The 15,069-nt window shown below is 64.8% G+C and carries 14 protein-coding genes; 8 read left to right on the top strand and 6 right to left on the bottom strand.

Annotated features, from left to right (window positions below):
- Positions 1–210 precede the first annotated feature (210 nt).
- Positions 211–624 carry a nuclear transport factor 2 family protein gene (locus HU230_RS02130; RefSeq protein ID WP_176533179.1) on the top strand — a complete coding sequence of 138 codons (414 nt, stop codon included), beginning with the start codon at positions 211–213 and terminating at the stop codon, positions 622–624.
- Between the two features lie 264 nt (positions 625–888).
- Here HU230_RS02130 and HU230_RS02125 read toward each other — a convergent pair whose 3' ends face one another.
- Complete coding sequence (locus HU230_RS02125; protein ID WP_176533180.1) at positions 889–1,224, bottom strand: GYD domain-containing protein; 336 nt, start codon at positions 1,222–1,224, stop codon at positions 889–891.
- Between the two features lie 369 nt (positions 1,225–1,593).
- Between HU230_RS02125 and HU230_RS02120 the strand changes: the two genes are divergently transcribed.
- The gene (locus tag HU230_RS02120) at positions 1,594–2,019 is read left to right on the top strand and encodes a cupin domain-containing protein (RefSeq protein WP_224942881.1); all 426 of its coding nucleotides are present in this window, start codon (positions 1,594–1,596) and stop codon (positions 2,017–2,019) included.
- A 245-nt stretch (positions 2,020–2,264) separates the two neighbouring features.
- A complete protein-coding gene (locus HU230_RS02115; protein WP_176533181.1) occupies positions 2,265–3,215 on the top strand; it encodes an aldo/keto reductase in 951 nt (316 codons plus the stop codon).
- Positions 3,216–3,421: 206 nt separating this feature from the next.
- Here HU230_RS02115 and htpX read toward each other — a convergent pair whose 3' ends face one another.
- Together htpX and HU230_RS02105 are read right to left on the bottom strand one after the other, a co-directional pair.
- Complete coding sequence (gene htpX, locus HU230_RS02110) at positions 3,422–4,354, bottom strand: zinc metalloprotease HtpX (RefSeq protein WP_176533182.1); 933 nt, start codon at positions 4,352–4,354, stop codon at positions 3,422–3,424.
- Positions 4,355–4,579: 225 nt separating this feature from the next.
- Positions 4,580–6,232: an ATP-binding protein gene (locus tag HU230_RS02105; RefSeq protein ID WP_176533183.1), complete on the bottom strand. Its 1,653-nt coding sequence runs from the start codon at positions 6,230–6,232 to the stop codon at positions 4,580–4,582.
- A 217-nt stretch (positions 6,233–6,449) separates the two neighbouring features.
- Between HU230_RS02105 and HU230_RS02100 the strand changes: the two genes are divergently transcribed.
- The 5 genes from HU230_RS02100 to HU230_RS02080 all read left to right on the top strand — a co-directional run bounded on the left by HU230_RS02100 (position 6,450) and on the right by HU230_RS02080 (position 11,964).
- The gene (locus HU230_RS02100) at positions 6,450–7,766 is read left to right on the top strand and encodes a lytic murein transglycosylase (RefSeq protein ID WP_176535181.1); all 1,317 of its coding nucleotides are present in this window, start codon (positions 6,450–6,452) and stop codon (positions 7,764–7,766) included.
- Between the two features lie 456 nt (positions 7,767–8,222).
- Positions 8,223–8,726 carry a DUF1993 domain-containing protein gene (locus HU230_RS02095; protein ID WP_176533184.1) on the top strand — a complete coding sequence of 168 codons (504 nt, stop codon included), beginning with the start codon at positions 8,223–8,225 and terminating at the stop codon, positions 8,724–8,726.
- A gap of 107 nt (positions 8,727–8,833) precedes the next feature.
- Complete coding sequence (locus HU230_RS02090; protein WP_176533185.1) at positions 8,834–9,694, top strand: SDR family NAD(P)-dependent oxidoreductase; 861 nt, start codon at positions 8,834–8,836, stop codon at positions 9,692–9,694.
- An 88-nt stretch (positions 9,695–9,782) separates the two neighbouring features.
- Positions 9,783–10,886, top strand: coding sequence for an alkene reductase (locus tag HU230_RS02085; RefSeq protein ID WP_176533186.1), 1,104 nt, complete (start codon positions 9,783–9,785; stop codon positions 10,884–10,886).
- A gap of 265 nt (positions 10,887–11,151) precedes the next feature.
- Positions 11,152–11,964 (top strand): tetratricopeptide repeat protein, encoded by an 813-nt coding sequence (locus HU230_RS02080; protein ID WP_176533187.1) that lies wholly within the window; start codon positions 11,152–11,154, stop codon positions 11,962–11,964.
- Here HU230_RS02080 and HU230_RS02075 read toward each other — a convergent pair.
- From HU230_RS02075 to HU230_RS02065, 3 genes are all read right to left on the bottom strand, one after another.
- Entirely contained in the window at positions 11,953–12,663 is a 711-nt protein-coding gene (locus HU230_RS02075) for a hypothetical protein (protein ID WP_176533188.1), read from the bottom strand. The genes HU230_RS02080 and HU230_RS02075 overlap by 12 nt on opposite strands.
- Positions 12,664–12,834: 171 nt before the next feature.
- The gene (locus HU230_RS02070; RefSeq protein ID WP_171948230.1) at positions 12,835–14,577 is read right to left on the bottom strand and encodes an ABC transporter substrate-binding protein; all 1,743 of its coding nucleotides are present in this window, start codon (positions 14,575–14,577) and stop codon (positions 12,835–12,837) included.
- 108 nt (positions 14,578–14,685) lie between these two features.
- The gene (locus HU230_RS02065) at positions 14,686–15,012 is read right to left on the bottom strand and encodes a DUF2160 domain-containing protein (protein WP_176533189.1); all 327 of its coding nucleotides are present in this window, start codon (positions 15,010–15,012) and stop codon (positions 14,686–14,688) included.
- Between the last annotated feature and the right edge of the window lie 57 nt (positions 15,013–15,069).

The raw sequence follows: 15,069 nt of genomic DNA, 5'->3' as shown, positions 1-15,069 counted from the left end.
GCGCAAATCGCTTGGCGGCAACGTTTGTACATGCACCGCACTGAAAGGTGGCTGAAGAGGGCTCGACGTACGATGAGGCGCGCCAAAGCGTTTTCGACCGCAACGCCGTCACGTCGAAGCATCAAAATGTTAAACGATGACTTTCCATCATTGCCGTTTCGGAACGGCGGCTGCGACCACATGATTTCAGTTATCACATGGAGGTCTCAGATGAACGAGCATGCCAGCAAGACGAGTGTCGCCTCCTCCGCGGGCTCAGATGTGAGCGTGATCGAAACGCTGCTGACCCGCAATCTTCCGGAGGTTTTCGGCGAACGCGATCCGGTGCGCCGCAGGGCCGCAATTGAAGAGCTCTACACCGCGGATTGCGTGCTCTACGCACCGCCGGGCATTCTCGTGGGCCGCGATGCGCTCGACAAGTTCGCCGGCGATCTCCGCGCGACGCATCCGCACTTTGTTTACACGCCGCATGGCGCGCCGCAGGCGCTGCACAATTCTGGACGCCTGGCGTGGGGCTCCGGGCCGAAAGGCGAAACACCGGTCTATACCGGCGTGGATTTCATCATCGCGCGGGACGGCAAGATCGCGGCGCTTTACGTGTATCTGGACTCTCCGCCCTCGTGAGCGGCGGTGGCGTGGTGCTGCGATCGCCGCGCCGAAGACACGCTGAACGAGGCGGCGGACGTCATGCGACGGCACAACCGGCCGGGGCTTGCGAACCGGCATGCGCGCGCGACATCCGCCCGAGCGACTGCCCGTCCGTTGAACGCCCCGGATCGGCGGCACTCAACGGCCCTCGTCTCGACGCGGGACGCTGCGAAGCGCCGCCGCGCGCGAGTGACAGCGGTCGTCAGATCATTCTGCGCCGCGTTTCGTCGTTCGTGCCTGCTAGCTTCCCGGAGGCGAGTAGGCGGCCTTGAGCTTGCTCGCGTGCTGGCGCACCACCTTGATCTCGTCCTGCGTGAAGAGCCGGACCAGCTTCACATTCTGGATGGCGCCGGACGCCACGACCACGCCGGTGATGGCGGGTGCGACGGTCGGATCCGGCACGTCGAAGATCACCATCACGCCGGGGCCATCGGCCGCCATGCTGTACATCGAAATCAATTTTCCGCCGGCCGTCTCGATCAGCTTTTTGGCCGCCTCATACCGATTGGTTGTCGGGTTCTCCATGATGTTGTTGATGGAACGCGGTGTGTATTCCCCTGAGAGACAGAAGTGCATGGCAATCGCTCCACTTGGCTGGGGATGAAAAAAAGCTTTCACCCGGGCGTGACCCAGGCAGAAGGTTCTTCGTACTGAAAATGAGACCATAAGGCCTGCCGATGGCCATGAGCGCTGCCGCTCATTCTCCGGACTTCGGCGTAACCGGTGGCAGCTCGCCGCGCAATCTACATCAAATGACCGGCAAATGAAATTGCGTTTCGTCGCTCCTGAAAAAATCACCCGGTCGTCGACCGGCCCTGAAGGGCAGGCCGCCTGACCTGACGCGCAAGCCGGCACGGCCGATCGTCTCGAGCGGGCCGCCGACGCAAACGACGCCCCGACGCGGAGGACGGAACGAAGCTCGTGGCGTGAGACGTCCTGTGGTAAGTGTCAGCGGCGCTCATTGCCGAGCGCATAGCGATTGGACAGGAGTTTTCAGATATGAATTTCCGTGCATTTGGTTTTTCAATTGTTGGATTGCTTGCGGCGGTCTCCGCGACGGCGGCTGCGGATTCTCCGCCGAGCTATCAAGGCGATCCCGACACCTACAAGGTGATCTTCGAAGACCAGAGTTTCCGCGTCATTGCCGCGACATGGAAGAAGGGGACGACAGACAAGCCGCACTCGCACCCGGTGCCGTTCGTGGTCTATCCGCTGACCGACTGCACCATTCGTCTGCACAATGCCGACGGCACCACGCGAGACAGCCCCAGCAAGGCGGGCACGGCGTTTGCGGGGCCAATCGTGGTTTCCCACACCGCCGAGAACATCAGCAGCGACGACTGCAAAGCGATATTCGTCGAGCGCAAGTAGTCGAGCCGGCGGCGGCGAATTCTCCGTGATCATCCGTCGGCATCCCGACAGGGAATGCCGACGGATCCCGCGACAAATGACGCGCAACGTTGCTCACCACGCCGGCCGGCAGCGTTGCGCGCTCGTGGCTGGCGGTGGTCGTAACTCGCCCGGAAACGGCGCAATGCGGACGCCGCGCCTTGCAAACAAGGCCGATCTGCCTCAGTGTCCCGCGCCTCCCGTCAAGAACAAGAGAGAGAACACTCATGAAGCATCGCGCGCTCGGCCGTTCCGGCCTCACCGTCCCTCCCCTCTGCTTCGGCTGCAATGTGTTCGGCTGGACGGTGGACGAGGCGTCGTCGTTTCGCCTGCTCGACACCGTGCTGGAGCATGGACTGACGTTCCTCGATACGGCCGACGTCTATTCGCGCTGGGTGCCTGGCCATCACGGCGGCGAGTCCGAGACGATCATCGGCAAATGGATGAAGGCGCGCAGCAACCGCAACCGCATCATCCTCGCCACCAAGGTCGGCATGGACATGGGAGGCGGCAATGTCGGCCTGAAGCCGGACTACATCGCGCGCGCCGTCGAGGACTCGCTGCGGCGGCTGCAGACCGACCACATCGATCTCTACCAGTCCCATAAGGACGATGAGACCACACCGCAGGAAGAGACGCTCGCGGCCTATGGCAAATTGATCAAGGCCGGCAAGATCAGGACGATCGGTGCCTCGAATTTCTCGGCGGAGCGGCTCAAGAGCGCGCTGGATATTTCCAAAGCCAACGGGCTGCCGCGCTACGAGAGCATGCAGCCGGAATACAGCCTGGCGGAGCGATCGAGCTACGAAGGCGCGCTGCAACGCATCTGTGTGGAGAACGACGTCGGCGTGATCACGTTCTTCTCCCTCGCCGCCGGATTCCTGACCGGCAAATATCGCTCGGAGAGCGACTTCGCCAAGAGCCCGCGCGGTGCGCGCAGCATTCCGAAATACATGAACCCGCGCGGCATGCGCATCCTGGCCTGCCTCGACGAGGTCGCCGCGGAAACCCGCGCCGAGCCGGCTGCGGTCGCGCTCGCCTGGCTGATGGCGAAGCCCGGCATCACCGCACCGATTGCCAGCGCCACCAAGCCCGAGCAGGTCGCGACGCTTGTGGCTGCGGCGAGGCTCGAGCTGAGCAAGGGTCAGGTCGAGCGGCTGGACGCCGCGAGCGCGTAGCGGGGCAGGCTACGCCTGCTGGCTCTGGCCGCAAAGGCGGAGCGCTCCCTCTCCCGCTTGCGGGGGAGGGCTGGGGTGGGGGCTCTCTCCGCGAGTCGTATCATGGAGATAGCCCCCACCCGCCGCGCTGCGCGCGTCGGCCTCCCCCGCAAGCGGGAGAGGCGAAGGAAATGTACGGCTGCAGTTCAAGATGATTTCACCTCGCCCTAGCCCCACGGTCCGCGCTGGCCTGAGGCACCGCCCCACGGGCTGCGCGGCGGGTAGCTGGCGCCGGCCGGCCGTGGCGCGGTCTGGGTGCCGAGCTCGGCGGCGAGCTGTTGCAGCGCGGCGATGCGGTTCGCGGTCGAGGGGTGGGTGGCGAACAGATTGTCGACGCCGTGGCCCGACAGCGGATTGACGATGAACATATGCGCGGTGGCCGGATTGCGCTCGGCCTCCATGTTCGGCACCTGATGCGCGGCGTTCTCGATCTTCGCCAGCGCGGATGCCAGCCACATCGGCTGACCGACGATGCGCGCGCCAAAATTGTCGGCGCCGTATTCGCGGGTGCGGCTGATCGCCATCTGCACTAGCGCAGCGCCGAGCGGCGCCAGGATCATCATCGCGATCGAGCCGATGATACCGGGGCCGTTGTTGTTGCGGTTGCCGCCGAAGAACATGCCGAACTGCGCCAGCATCGAGATCGCTCCGGCGATGGTGGCCGTGATCGTCATGGTCAGCGTGTCGTGATGCTTGATATGCGCGAGCTCGTGCGCGATCACGCCGGCGAGCTCCTCGCGGCTGAGCTGCTGCATCAACCCTGACGTGACGGCAACCGCGGCGTCCTCCGGATTGCGGCCGGTCGCGAATGCATTCGGCTGCGCCTCGTCCATCACGAACACGCGCGGCATCGGCAGGCTCGCACGCTGCGCGAGCTCGGCGACGAGATTGTAAAGGTCCGGCGCCGAACGCGCATCGACCTGATGGGCGCCGTACATCGACAGCACCATGCGGTCGGAATTCCAGTAGGTGAACAGATTTGTCGCAGCCGCAACGATCAGCGCGATCACGGCGCCGGTGCCGCCGCCGATGAGATAGCCGACGCCCATGAACAGCGCAGTGAGGCCGGCAAGCAGGAGCGCGGTGCGGAAATAGTTCATCGTGGTTCCCTCACGGCGAGCGGAATGCTGCCACAACTGACGCCGCTGAGGTAGGGATTTTGCCGTCGAAGCCGCAAGGGGAACGCGTGCGTCGCAGCGACGCGGCGCGGGTTAACGATTGGTCATGTCGGTCGTCGTAGCCCGGATGAGCGCAGCGATATCCGGGGCAGTGTCTCCGCATATCGCAGCGCTCACGCGGGCGACAAGCCCGCTACGGCATCGTGGCTACTCCGCCGGCTCCTGCGCACGCGCGGTTTCCTGCTCGCGCAGCGCGACCCGCAGCATGCGGGCGAGCTGGGCGCGGCTGTAGGGCTTGGCCAGGAACAGGATGCCCTGCTCGAGCTTGCCGTCCTGGTCGATGGCGTCATCGGTGTAGCCCGACGTGAACAGCACACGCAAACCAGGCCGCCGCGTCTGCGCTTCGGTGGCGAGGTCGCGTCCGTTCATCGCACCGGGCATGATGACGTCGGTAAACAAGAGATCGACCGGCGCGCCGCCGTCGAGCACGGCAAGCGCTTCGCCGCCATTGTTGGCCGCCAGCGTGGTGTAGCCGAGGCTCTCGATCTGGGTCAGCACGTAGGAGCGCACCAGTCTGTCGTCCTCGACAACCAGCACGATTTCTTGCGCGCCGCGCAGCTCCGGCTGCCGCCGTTCCGGCACCACGGCCGGCGAGAGCACCGCCGCGCGCGGCAGATAGAGCATCACCCGCGTGCCGCGGCCGACCTCGCTGTCGAGCGCGATGTGGCCGTTGGACTGCTTGACGAAGCCGTAGACCATGGAAAGCCCGAGGCCGGTGCCCTTGCCGACGTCCTTGGTGGTGAAAAACGGCTCGAACACTTTGGCGAGATCGGCTTCCGCGATGCCCTGGCCGTTGTCGATCAGGGCGATCGCGACATAGTCGCCGGCGGCAAGTCCGTCATGGCCGTGCACGTCTGATGGCTTCAGCTCGGCAGTACGGGTCTCGATCCGCAGCCTGCCGCCCTTCGGCATCGCGTCGCGCGCGTTCAGCGCCAGATTGATGATCGCGGTGACCAGCTGGTTGGAATCGACCAACGCACGCGGCAGATCCGGCATCGGGCGAAAATCGATGTCGACATGGTCGCCGATGGTCGGCCGCAGCAGCTCGATGGTGTCGACCATCAACGCATTGACGTCGACATCGCTCGGCTGCAGCGGCTGCTTGCGCGCGAAGGCGAGCAGATGCCGCGTCAGCGACGCACCGCGCTCGGCGGCGTCGCGGATCAGACTGGTGATCTCGGTGAGTTGTCGGTTATGGGTGACCGCCTCGGCCAGGATGTCGATGGTGCCGGTGATGACGGTGAGGATGTTGTTGAAGTCGTGCGCGATGCCGCCGGTGAGCTGGCCGACCGCTTCCATCTTCTGCGCCTGGCGTATCTTGCTCTCATTGACCTCGGCCTCGCGGAAACGCTCGAGCAGGACTTCCGAGCGCTGGCGCTGCCGCCCCTCTTCGGCCAGCGCGACATGGGCCTCGCGCAGCTGCGCCTCGGTCGGGATCGCCAGGATTTTCGGGATCAGCGGCCAGAGCAGCACCGCGGTGAAGATCGAGGCGACAGCGGTGAGCGCCTTGACTATTCCTTCGAGCCCGTAGATCGGCACCCACAGCGTGTAGATCGAGAACACATGCGTGAGGCCGCAGGCGAGGATGAACGCGGCGAACGGCCAGGCCATCCAACCGAACTGGAAGTCGCGCCGCTTGGAGACGAGGATCGCCAGCGCAAACGGAATCGAGAAATAGGAAGCGGCAATGATCGCGTCTGAAATCACGTGCAGCCAGATCAGCTCGGGCTCCCACAACAGGCAGATACCGTGTGGCGAAAACGTCGACGAATCCAGCAAACGCTCGAGAAAACTCCACATCGGCCGCTCCGGGCGTGATCGATCCGCCGACACCCCTGCCCGCGAATCACCTGGCCGGATCATAGCGGCGGCGTCTCAACCTGCCGAAGCCCAATTGGTCTAAGACCGGCACCCCCGTTGTTGCCCGGTATCGCCCTGGTGTATGCAGATCGGGCCTTGATCCCCCCTTTGCCAGCCGGTGACATCGATGCCAGCATCTCCCCTCCGCGCCCCGATCATGATCGCAGCGATCGCGGGGGTGCTGGCGCTCTCCTCGCTGGGTCAGGCGCAACAGCCGCTGCCCAGTCCCGCAGGCTCCGCCCCGGTCAGGCCGCGCCCGGCCGCGGTGGCGTCGCCAAGGGCTGCGTCCTGCCACAACGGGCAGAGCTTCGATCGCTTCCTCGCCGAGCTGAAGCAGAAGGCGGTCGCCGCCGGCGTCTCGCAGCGCACGATCGCGGAAGCGGCGCCCTACCTGGTCTACGACCAGGGCATCGTCAACCGCGACCGCGGCCAGCGCGTGTTCGGCCAGATCTTCACCCAGTTCGCCGGCCGCATGGCTGCGAACTACCGGATGCAGCAGGGCCAGCAGTACATCCGGACCTATGCCGCCGCGTTCGCGCGCGCCGAGAAGGAGTATGGCGTGCCGCCGGCGGTGATCGCCGCGTTCTGGGGACTGGAGAGCGATTTCGGCGCCCAGATGGGCAATCTGCCGACACTGAAATCGCTGGTGTCACTGGCCTATGATTGCCGCCGCTCGGAGATGTTCCAGGGCGAGACCATCGCGGCGCTGAAGATCATCGAGCGCGGCGACCTGACGCCCGACGAGATGATCGGCTCGTGGGCCGGCGAGCTCGGCCAGACGCAATTTTTGCCGACGCACTATTTCAACTATGCCGTCGACTATGACGGCGACGGCCATCGCAATCTGCTCGCCAGCGGCCCCGACGTGATCGGCTCGACCGCAAATTACATCGCCAACGGATTGAAGTGGCGGCGCGGCGAGCCGTGGCTGCAGGAGGTGCGCGTGCCGCAGGCCGCGAATTTTCCTTGGGACCAGGCCGACCTCACCGTCAAGCTGCCGCGTTCGAAATGGGTTGCGCTCGGCGTCAGCCTGACCGACGGCAAGCCGTTGCCAAATGACGAGATGCCGGCCTCGCTGCTGCTGCCGATGGGCCGCATGGGTCCGGCGTTCCTCGCTTATCCAAACTTCGCCGCCTACACCGAGTGGAATAACTCGCTGATCTACTCGACCACCGCCGGCTATCTCGCCGGCCGCATCGCAGGCGCGCCGCCGATGCAGCGGCCGCACGCGCCGGTGGCGCAGCTACCGTTTGGCGAGATCAAGGAGCTGCAATCGCTGCTGGCGCGCACCGGCTACGACGTCGGCAAGATCGACGGGGTGCTCGGCCAGGCGAGCCGCAGCGCGGTGAAGGCGATGCAGATGAAATACGGCCTGCCGGCGGATTCCTGGCCGACCGCGGAGCTCTTGGCGCGGATGCGCGGCGGTAGCCGCACGCAGCCGGCCGCAGACGCCGCGATGCCGCCGATGCGGTAGGGACGTCGTCGGGCTTTCTGCGTAGCTAGCAGCGCTTTTGAACCGTCACCCTGAGGAGCGCGAAGCGCGTCTCGAAGGGTCGACGGCCACCAGTAGCAGTCTCGCTGCTCATTCTCCGTAGCTCGGATGGAGCGAAGCGAAATCCGGAAGGACAACCAACGCGGCCCCCGGATCGGGCTGCGCTCCATCCGGGCTACGCAGAATCTGGTGATCCGTCATCCTGAGGTGCGAGCGGAGCGAGCCTCGAAGGATGAATCGGCCACATCGGGGCCGTGCATCCTTCGAGGCTCGCCGAAGAGGCTCGCACCTCAGGATGACGGATCAATATCCGGCAGCACACGCAGAATATTTGACGAAGTGTTACAGCCGTCCGCAGTTGTATTCTTCCCTTCGCGGCCCCATGTGCAGCATCGCCGTTCGGCAGATCCGGATTTCATCAGAACAAAGAGCATCCACATGTCCTTTTATGACGCCGTCGTCCCCGCTTACTTGCAGATCCTCAACAGCCTCACCGGCGAGCTGACCAAGGCCGAGGCGCATTGCGAAGCGAAGAAGATCGCGCCCGAGGTGCTGCTGGGATCGCGGCTCTATGCGGACATGCTGCCGCTGACCAAGCAGGTGCAGCTGGTCTGCGATCACGCCGCACGCGGCTGTGCGCGGCTGACCCATAGCGAGGTGCCGTCGACGCCCGACACCGAGAAGAGCTTCGGCGAACTGAAGCAGCGGCTGGCGAAGACGATCGACTATGTGAAATCGTTCAAGCCGGAGCAGTTCGACGGCGCCGACGCCAAGGACGTCACCTTCCCGATCGGCGCAGATCGAACCATGACCCTGAAGGGCCAGCAATTCGTCAGCGCCTTCTCGTTCCCGAACTTCTATTTCCACGCCGTCACCGCGCACGGCATCCTGCGCCACAACGGCGTCGAGATCGGCAAGCGCGATTTCCTCGGCGTGAGCTGACGCGATATTCCCCACCGCGGGATTTTCCCGCTACGGCGAACACGTCGCCTCGCACGCCCGGCCGTGCTACTGCTCCCTGACAACAACAAGACGTCAGGGAGCACGCCATGCCGACCACAACCCGCGCACCGCAAGCCATCGATCCGTCCGCCTCGCTGCATGCGGAATCGCTCGGACTTGCGACGAACCACGGCCGCCTGGCCGGCCGGCGCATCATCGTGGTCGGTGCGGGCCAGCGCACGACCGTGGATGAAGCGCCGCCGATCGGCAACGGCCGCGCGATGAGCGTGCTGTTCGCGCGCGAAGGCGCCTCGGTCGCGTGCCTCGACGTCAACAAGGCAGCCGCCGACGACACCGTCGCGCAAATCACGGGCGAAGGCGGCAAGGCCTTCACCGATGTGGTCGATGTCTCCGACATCGCGGCGATCGCGCCCGCGGTCGAACGCTGCGCCGAGAGGCTCGGCGGGCTCGACGGGCTGGCGCTGAATGTCGGCATTTCTTCCGGCCTGTCGCTGCCGAAGATGACGGCGGAAGCCTGGGACCGCGACTACGCAGTCAATGTGCGCAGCCACATGCTGTTCGCGCAGCAGGCGCTCGAGGTGATGGCGCCGGGCGGCGCGATCATCCTGATCTCCTCGATGGCGAGCCAGCGCGCCGGCGGCCGCAACCCGGCCTATGAATCCTCCAAGGCGGCGCAGATCGCGCTCGGCCGGGCGATCGCGCGGGCCGGCGAGGACAAGGGCATTCGCTGCAATGTGATCGCGCCCGGCTTCATGGACACGCCGATGGGCCGCGATGCCAGCCGCAGGCGATCGGACCGCGCCGTGACAGTGCCTTTCGGCCGCCAGGGCACCGGCTGGGAGGTCGCCTATGCTGCGCTGTTCCTGATTTCGAATGAATCCTCCTATGTGAATGCGCACACCTTGTTCCTCGATGCCGGCCACATGGGCGGAATCGTGCGCAGCTAGCCTGCAAACTGGGCATATCCCGGCCATTGCGCTCGTCGCGGCAATGCACAACTCTCTCCTCATCGATCATTGTCTGGAACCGTTTCACATGAGCCAATCGACCAAACTTCTCGAGCCCTACAAGCTTGGCCCACTGACGCTGCCGAACCGCTTCGTGATGGCGCCGCTGACGCGTAATCGCGCGGTGCCGCCCGGTATGGTGCCAAGCCCGCTCGCGGTGGACTATTACGGCCAGCGCGCCTCCGCCGGCCTCTTGATCACCGAGGCGAGCCAGGTCTCGCAGCAGGGCCAGGGCTATCAGGACACCCCCGGCATCTATTCGAAGGAACAGGTCGCGGCCTGGCGCAAGGTCACCGATCGCGTGCATGAGCGCGGCGGCCACATCTTCATCCAGCTCTGGCATGTCGGCCGTATTTCGCACACCTCGCTGCAGCCGAATGGCGGTGCGCCGGTGGCGCCGAGCGCGATCCGCGCCAAGACCAAGACCTTCGTGAACGGCACCTTCGCCGACGTGTCCGAACCGCGCGCGCTCGAACTGTCGGAAATCCCCGGGATCATCGAGGATTTCAAGCGCGGCACCGCGAATGCGCTGGCGGCCGGCTTCGACGGCGTCGAGATTCATGGCGCCAACGGCTATTTGCTCGACCAGTTCGCGAAGGACGGTACCAACAAGCGCACCGACGCCTATGGCGGTTCGATCGAGAAGCGCGCCCAGCTGATGCTGGAGGTCTCCAAGGTGGTCGCCAAGGAGGCCGGCGCCGAGCGTACCGGCATCCGCATCTCGCCGGTGACGCCGGCCAACGACGTCTCCGACTCCAATCCGCAACCGCTGTTCGACTACATCGTCGACCAGCTCAATGCGCTCAAGCTGACCTATATCCACGTCATCGAGGGCGCGACCGGCGGCCCGCGCGACGTCGCGCCGTTCGACTACGCCTCACTGCGCAAGCGCTTCAAGCAGGCCTATGTCGCCAACAACGGCTACGACTTCGCGCTGGCGGAGAAGGTGCTGGAGGCAGGTGCCGCCGACCTGATCGCGTTCGGCAAGCCGTTCATCTCGAATCCCGATCTGGTCGAGCGGCTCAAGGCCGGCGCCCCGCTCAACGACTGGGACAAGGCGACCTTCTACGGCGGCGGCGCCAAGGGCTACACGGATTATCCGACGCTAAAGGCGACCGAAGCGGCGGAGTGAAACCCGGTCCGCTCTCTCTCCACACCGTCATTCCGGGATGCGCCGCCAGGCGCAGACCCGGAATCCACTGATCCGCATCACTTGCGTCAGGATGGATTCCAGGCTCGCGCTTCGCGCGCCCCGGAATGACGAAAGAGAATCCTGGAATTGCGACAAAAGAAAAAGGCCGGGAGCGCTCCCGGCCTTTCTTCAGGCGCTGGTCATGATCCCCGGCGGCGCATAGCATGGTCCATAACGGACAAGCCTATAGTTGGTCGCGCACGGAATGAACAACAACAACGCCGAGGATATCGTTCGCCGCGCGACCGTCGCCTTCAATGGCGGCCGGCATGGCGAGGCGATCGAGCTCTGCGAGCGCGGCCTTGCGCGCCAGCCCGGCGAGCCGATGCTGAGCCATCTGCTCGCTGCCGTATTGTTCGCCAAAGGCGAGATCGCGCCGGCCCGCAGGCATATCGAGACCAGCCTGGCGCGGCGCCCGGACAATGCGGCGGCGCGGCTGCTCGCGGGGCGCCTCGCCCGCAGCGGCGGCGAATTCGATGCGGCACTGACGCATCTCGACCGCGCCATCGCGCTCAAGCCGCAACGCGAAGCTTTCCTCGAGAAGGCACGCACGCTGGAACTGGCCGGCCGCAAGGCACAGGCCCGCGAGGCCTGGGAGGCGATCCTCAAGGCCATCCCGGAGCATCAGGAAGCCAACGCAAGACTTGGCCGGCTGGCCTGGGAGGATGGCGACCTCGCCAAGGCCGCAGGCCTGCTCGAGCACGCCGTTGCGAGCGCGGCGCCGGCCTCGGTGTGGTTCGATCTTGGCGTCGCAAGGCAGGATATGCGCGATCACGACAGCGCCGCACGCGCCTATCGCAAGGCGCTCGAGATCAAGCCGGATTATGCCGAAGCGGCACTCAATCTGGGGATCACGCTGCAGGAAAGCGGCGAGCCCGACGCCGCGATGCAGGCCTTCGCGCGCGCCTATGCCCTACGCCCACAGCTGTTCGGATCGATCGCGATGGCGCTGACCTCGGCCCCGCACGGCCGGCTGTGGCTCGATGAGCGCGCGCTGCGTGCAACGTTAAGTCACTAACCGGCCGCGCTTGGCGCGGAAATGCTTGCGATAGACATTGGGCGCAGCCAGCACCTCGCCGACGACTTTCGAATAGGCCTCGCGATGCGCATCGTCGAACGCCTCGAACACCAGTTCGGGAGCCGCGCGCGGCACCGCGAAGCATTGCACGACCGGCGTCCCCTTCGGCAGCACGCCGGCGAAATCAGGCTGGGTCCAGACCGCCGGGAAATTGATGCCGCCATCGTGAAACCGGTCGGCGTCGACCAGCCCCGAGATCACTCGGAACGGCAGGTCGTCGCGATTGACCGGATGCGTCGCGAACAGCGACCAGCCCGGCTCGAGCTCGATGGTCCAGAAGCTGTTGAATTTCAGCGCGGCCTGCCCGTTGGCGAACGGCGCGCCGGCGAATTGCGCGACGGGATGAAAGCTGAGCGGCGCGCGCGGATGGCCCTCCGTTGCCGGCTCCGGAATGTCCCAATCCCAGGCGAATGCGCCGCGCTCGACCCTGACATCGCAAGGCAACGGGATCATGACCCCATGGGCCATCGCATCGACGAAGGGCGGGCATTGCTTGACCGTGCGGATCTCGCGGTCGTGGATGTCTGAATGCGCCTTCGCCGGCATCGCACGCAGCCAATCGGGCAACGCAGTGCGGGCCGGGAACGGCCGCGGCAGATGATCGGCAAGCCGCGGGTCGCAGCGGAAAGTCATGCGCATGGCGAAACTCCGGGATCATGATGCGATGACGGCAGACGCATATGATCTCATCGCGTCATTTGAGCACAATCCTGAACCGGTCTCCACAGCCGCAGATCCAGCAAAAAAGGCCGGGATTGCTCCCGGCCTTTTGCAGTTTGCGGATGGCGTGGGCGGTCAAGCCTTACCGCCTTACTTAGCTTCGGCGCGCTTGGGCGGGCTCGCCGGCCACGACTTGATCAGCGTGTCGTAGTCGATCGTTTCGCCCTTCGGCTTTTCGTTCGCGAGCTTGCGCTGCGGAGCGATGGTGCCGTCCTTCTCGGCCTTCTTGTACCAGTACTCGGCGGTTTCCTTCTTGTTCAGCTTCGGTCCGCAGGCACCCTGCACACCGGACTTCTCAAGACGCTCCATCACCGAATCCTGGGCCGCGGCGAGCGCGTCCATCGCAGCTTGCGGCGTCTTCGCACCGGACGACGCATCGCCGATGTTCTGCCACCAGAGCTGAGCGAGCTTCGGATAGTCAGGCACGTTGTTGCCGGTCGGGGTCCACTGCACGCGCGCAGGCGAGCGGTAGAACTCGATCAGACCGCCGAGCTTCGGCGCGCGCTCGGTGAACGACTTGTCCCAGATGTCGGATTCACGGATGAAGGTGAGACCGACTTGGCTCTTCTTCAGGCTCGTCGTCTTGGAGACGATGAACTGCAGGTAGAGCCAGGCCGCCTTGCGGCGGTCGACCGGGGTCGACTTCAGCAGCGTGGCCGAACCCACGTCCTGGTAGCCGAGCTTCATGCCGTCCTTCCAGTACGAGCCGTGCGGCGACGGAGCCATACGCCACTTCGGCGTACCGTCCGCGTTCATCACGGCAATCCCCGGCTTCACCATGTCGGCGGTGAAGGCTGTGTACCAGAAGATCTGCTGGGCGATGTTGCCCTGCGAAGGCACCGGGCCCGACTCGGAGAAGGTCATGCCCTGCGCCTGCGGGGGAGCATACTTCTTCATCCAGTCGAGATACTTGACGATCGAATAGACCGCCGCCGGGCCGTTGACGTCGCCGCCACGCTCGACCGACGAGCCGACCGGACGGCAGCCTTCCATGCGGATGCCCCATTCGTCGACCGGCAGGCCGTTCGGGAGACCCTTGTCGCCGTTGCCGGCCATCGACAGCCAGGCGTCGGTGAAACGCCAGCCGAGCGAGGGGTCCTTCTTGCCATAGTCCATATGGCCGTAGACCTTGACGCCGCTGATCTCCTTGATGTCGTTGGTGAAGAAGTCGGCGATATCTTCATAGGCCGACCAGTTCACGGGCACGCCGAGGTCGTAGCCGTACTTGGCCTTGAACTTGGCCTTGTATTCCGGGTTGGTGAACCAGTCGTAGCGGAACCAATAGAGGTTCGCGAACTGCTGGTCGGGCAGCTGATAGAGGTGACCGTTCGGTGCGGTCGTGAACGACTTGCCGATGAAGTCGTCGACGTCGAGCATCGGATCGGTGACGTCCTTGGCTTCGCCCTTCATCCACTCGGTCAGGTCGACGGCCTGGCCGTAACGGAAGTGGGTGCCGATGAAGTCGGAGTCGTTGATCCAGCCGTCATAGACGTTCTTGCCGGACTGCATCTGGGTCTGGATCTTTTCGACGACGTCACCTTCCTGGATGATGTCGTGCTTGACCTTGATGCCGGTGATCTCCTCGAACGCCTTGGCGAGCGTGCGGGATTCATATTCGTGCACCGTCAGGGTCTCGGAGACGACGTTGATCTCCATGCCCTTGAAGGGGGCGGCGGCCTTGATGAACCACTGCATCTCCTTCATCTGGTCGTCCTTGGAGAGGGTCGACGGCTGGAATTCGCTGTCGATCCACTTCTTGGCGGCCGCCTCGTCGGCGCGGGCCGGCGCGACAAGAGTGACCGATGCTGCGACGAGCGCGACCGCGCTGGTCATCGTCAAAAGCTTATCTTTAGTCATTCGTAAATGTCGCATTAGATTCCTCCGGTTGCAGCGACTAAATCAGGCCCGGGTAGACCCCGGATCTGCTCTTTTTCGCGTTCTTCAGACGGTGCGAAAAATCACCACGGCTGAAAGAAGCGAAATTACCGTTCCGAGCCACAGGCTCGAAATCTCGACGCCCTCCCCGATCGGCAGGGTGAAAATCGGATCGGTGCCGACGAGGCCGACCCACAGCAGGTGGATCACCGCCGCCAGCACCAGCGAGACGAACAGACGGTCGCCGCGCGTGGTCGGAATGCGCAGCGCGCCGACCCGCTCGGCTTCCGGATAGGCGATCGCGAGCCAGGTCATCATCCCGAGCGTAGAGGCAAGCAGCACGAAGAAGACCGCGGTGGGCCAGGTCCATGCCATCCATGCGATGCTGTCCATGTCTCAGCTCCCTCCGTACGGCACACTGCGCCCCCTCTCCCATGGGGAGAGGGCCGG

Origin of the sequence: Bradyrhizobium quebecense (assembly GCF_013373795.3) — a bacterium.
In the GTDB taxonomy this organism is placed as follows: Bacteria; Pseudomonadota; Alphaproteobacteria; order Rhizobiales; family Xanthobacteraceae; genus Bradyrhizobium; species Bradyrhizobium quebecense.
The sequence above is the reverse complement of the archived record's forward strand: the minus strand, read 5'-3'. Positions and strand labels throughout refer to the sequence as shown.

Excerpts from the sequence above, each read along its gene's own strand:
- HU230_RS02090 (WP_176533185.1), top strand. The coding sequence starts at position 8,834 with ATGCCGACCACAACCCGCGCACCGCAAGCCATCGATCCGTCCGCCTCG.
- HU230_RS02125 (WP_176533180.1), bottom strand. The coding sequence starts at position 1,224 with ATGCACTTCTGTCTCTCAGGGGAATACACACCGCGTTCCATCAACAAC.
- HU230_RS02075 (WP_176533188.1), bottom strand. The coding sequence starts at position 12,663 with ATGCGCATGACTTTCCGCTGCGACCCGCGGCTTGCCGATCATCTGCCG.
- HU230_RS02130 (WP_176533179.1), top strand. The coding sequence starts at position 211 with ATGAACGAGCATGCCAGCAAGACGAGTGTCGCCTCCTCCGCGGGCTCA.
- HU230_RS02085 (WP_176533186.1), top strand. The coding sequence starts at position 9,783 with ATGAGCCAATCGACCAAACTTCTCGAGCCCTACAAGCTTGGCCCACTG.
- HU230_RS02115 (WP_176533181.1), top strand. The coding sequence starts at position 2,265 with ATGAAGCATCGCGCGCTCGGCCGTTCCGGCCTCACCGTCCCTCCCCTC.
- HU230_RS02095 (WP_176533184.1), top strand. The coding sequence starts at position 8,223 with ATGTCCTTTTATGACGCCGTCGTCCCCGCTTACTTGCAGATCCTCAAC.
- htpX (WP_176533182.1), bottom strand. The coding sequence starts at position 4,354 with ATGAACTATTTCCGCACCGCGCTCCTGCTTGCCGGCCTCACTGCGCTG.
- HU230_RS02080 (WP_176533187.1), top strand. The coding sequence starts at position 11,152 with ATGAACAACAACAACGCCGAGGATATCGTTCGCCGCGCGACCGTCGCC.
- HU230_RS02105 (WP_176533183.1), bottom strand. The coding sequence starts at position 6,232 with ATGTGGAGTTTTCTCGAGCGTTTGCTGGATTCGTCGACGTTTTCGCCA.
- HU230_RS02100 (WP_176535181.1), top strand. The coding sequence starts at position 6,450 with ATGATCGCAGCGATCGCGGGGGTGCTGGCGCTCTCCTCGCTGGGTCAG.
- HU230_RS02070 (WP_171948230.1), bottom strand. The coding sequence starts at position 14,577 with ATGACCAGCGCGGTCGCGCTCGTCGCAGCATCGGTCACTCTTGTCGCG.
- HU230_RS02065 (WP_176533189.1), bottom strand. The coding sequence starts at position 15,012 with ATGGACAGCATCGCATGGATGGCATGGACCTGGCCCACCGCGGTCTTC.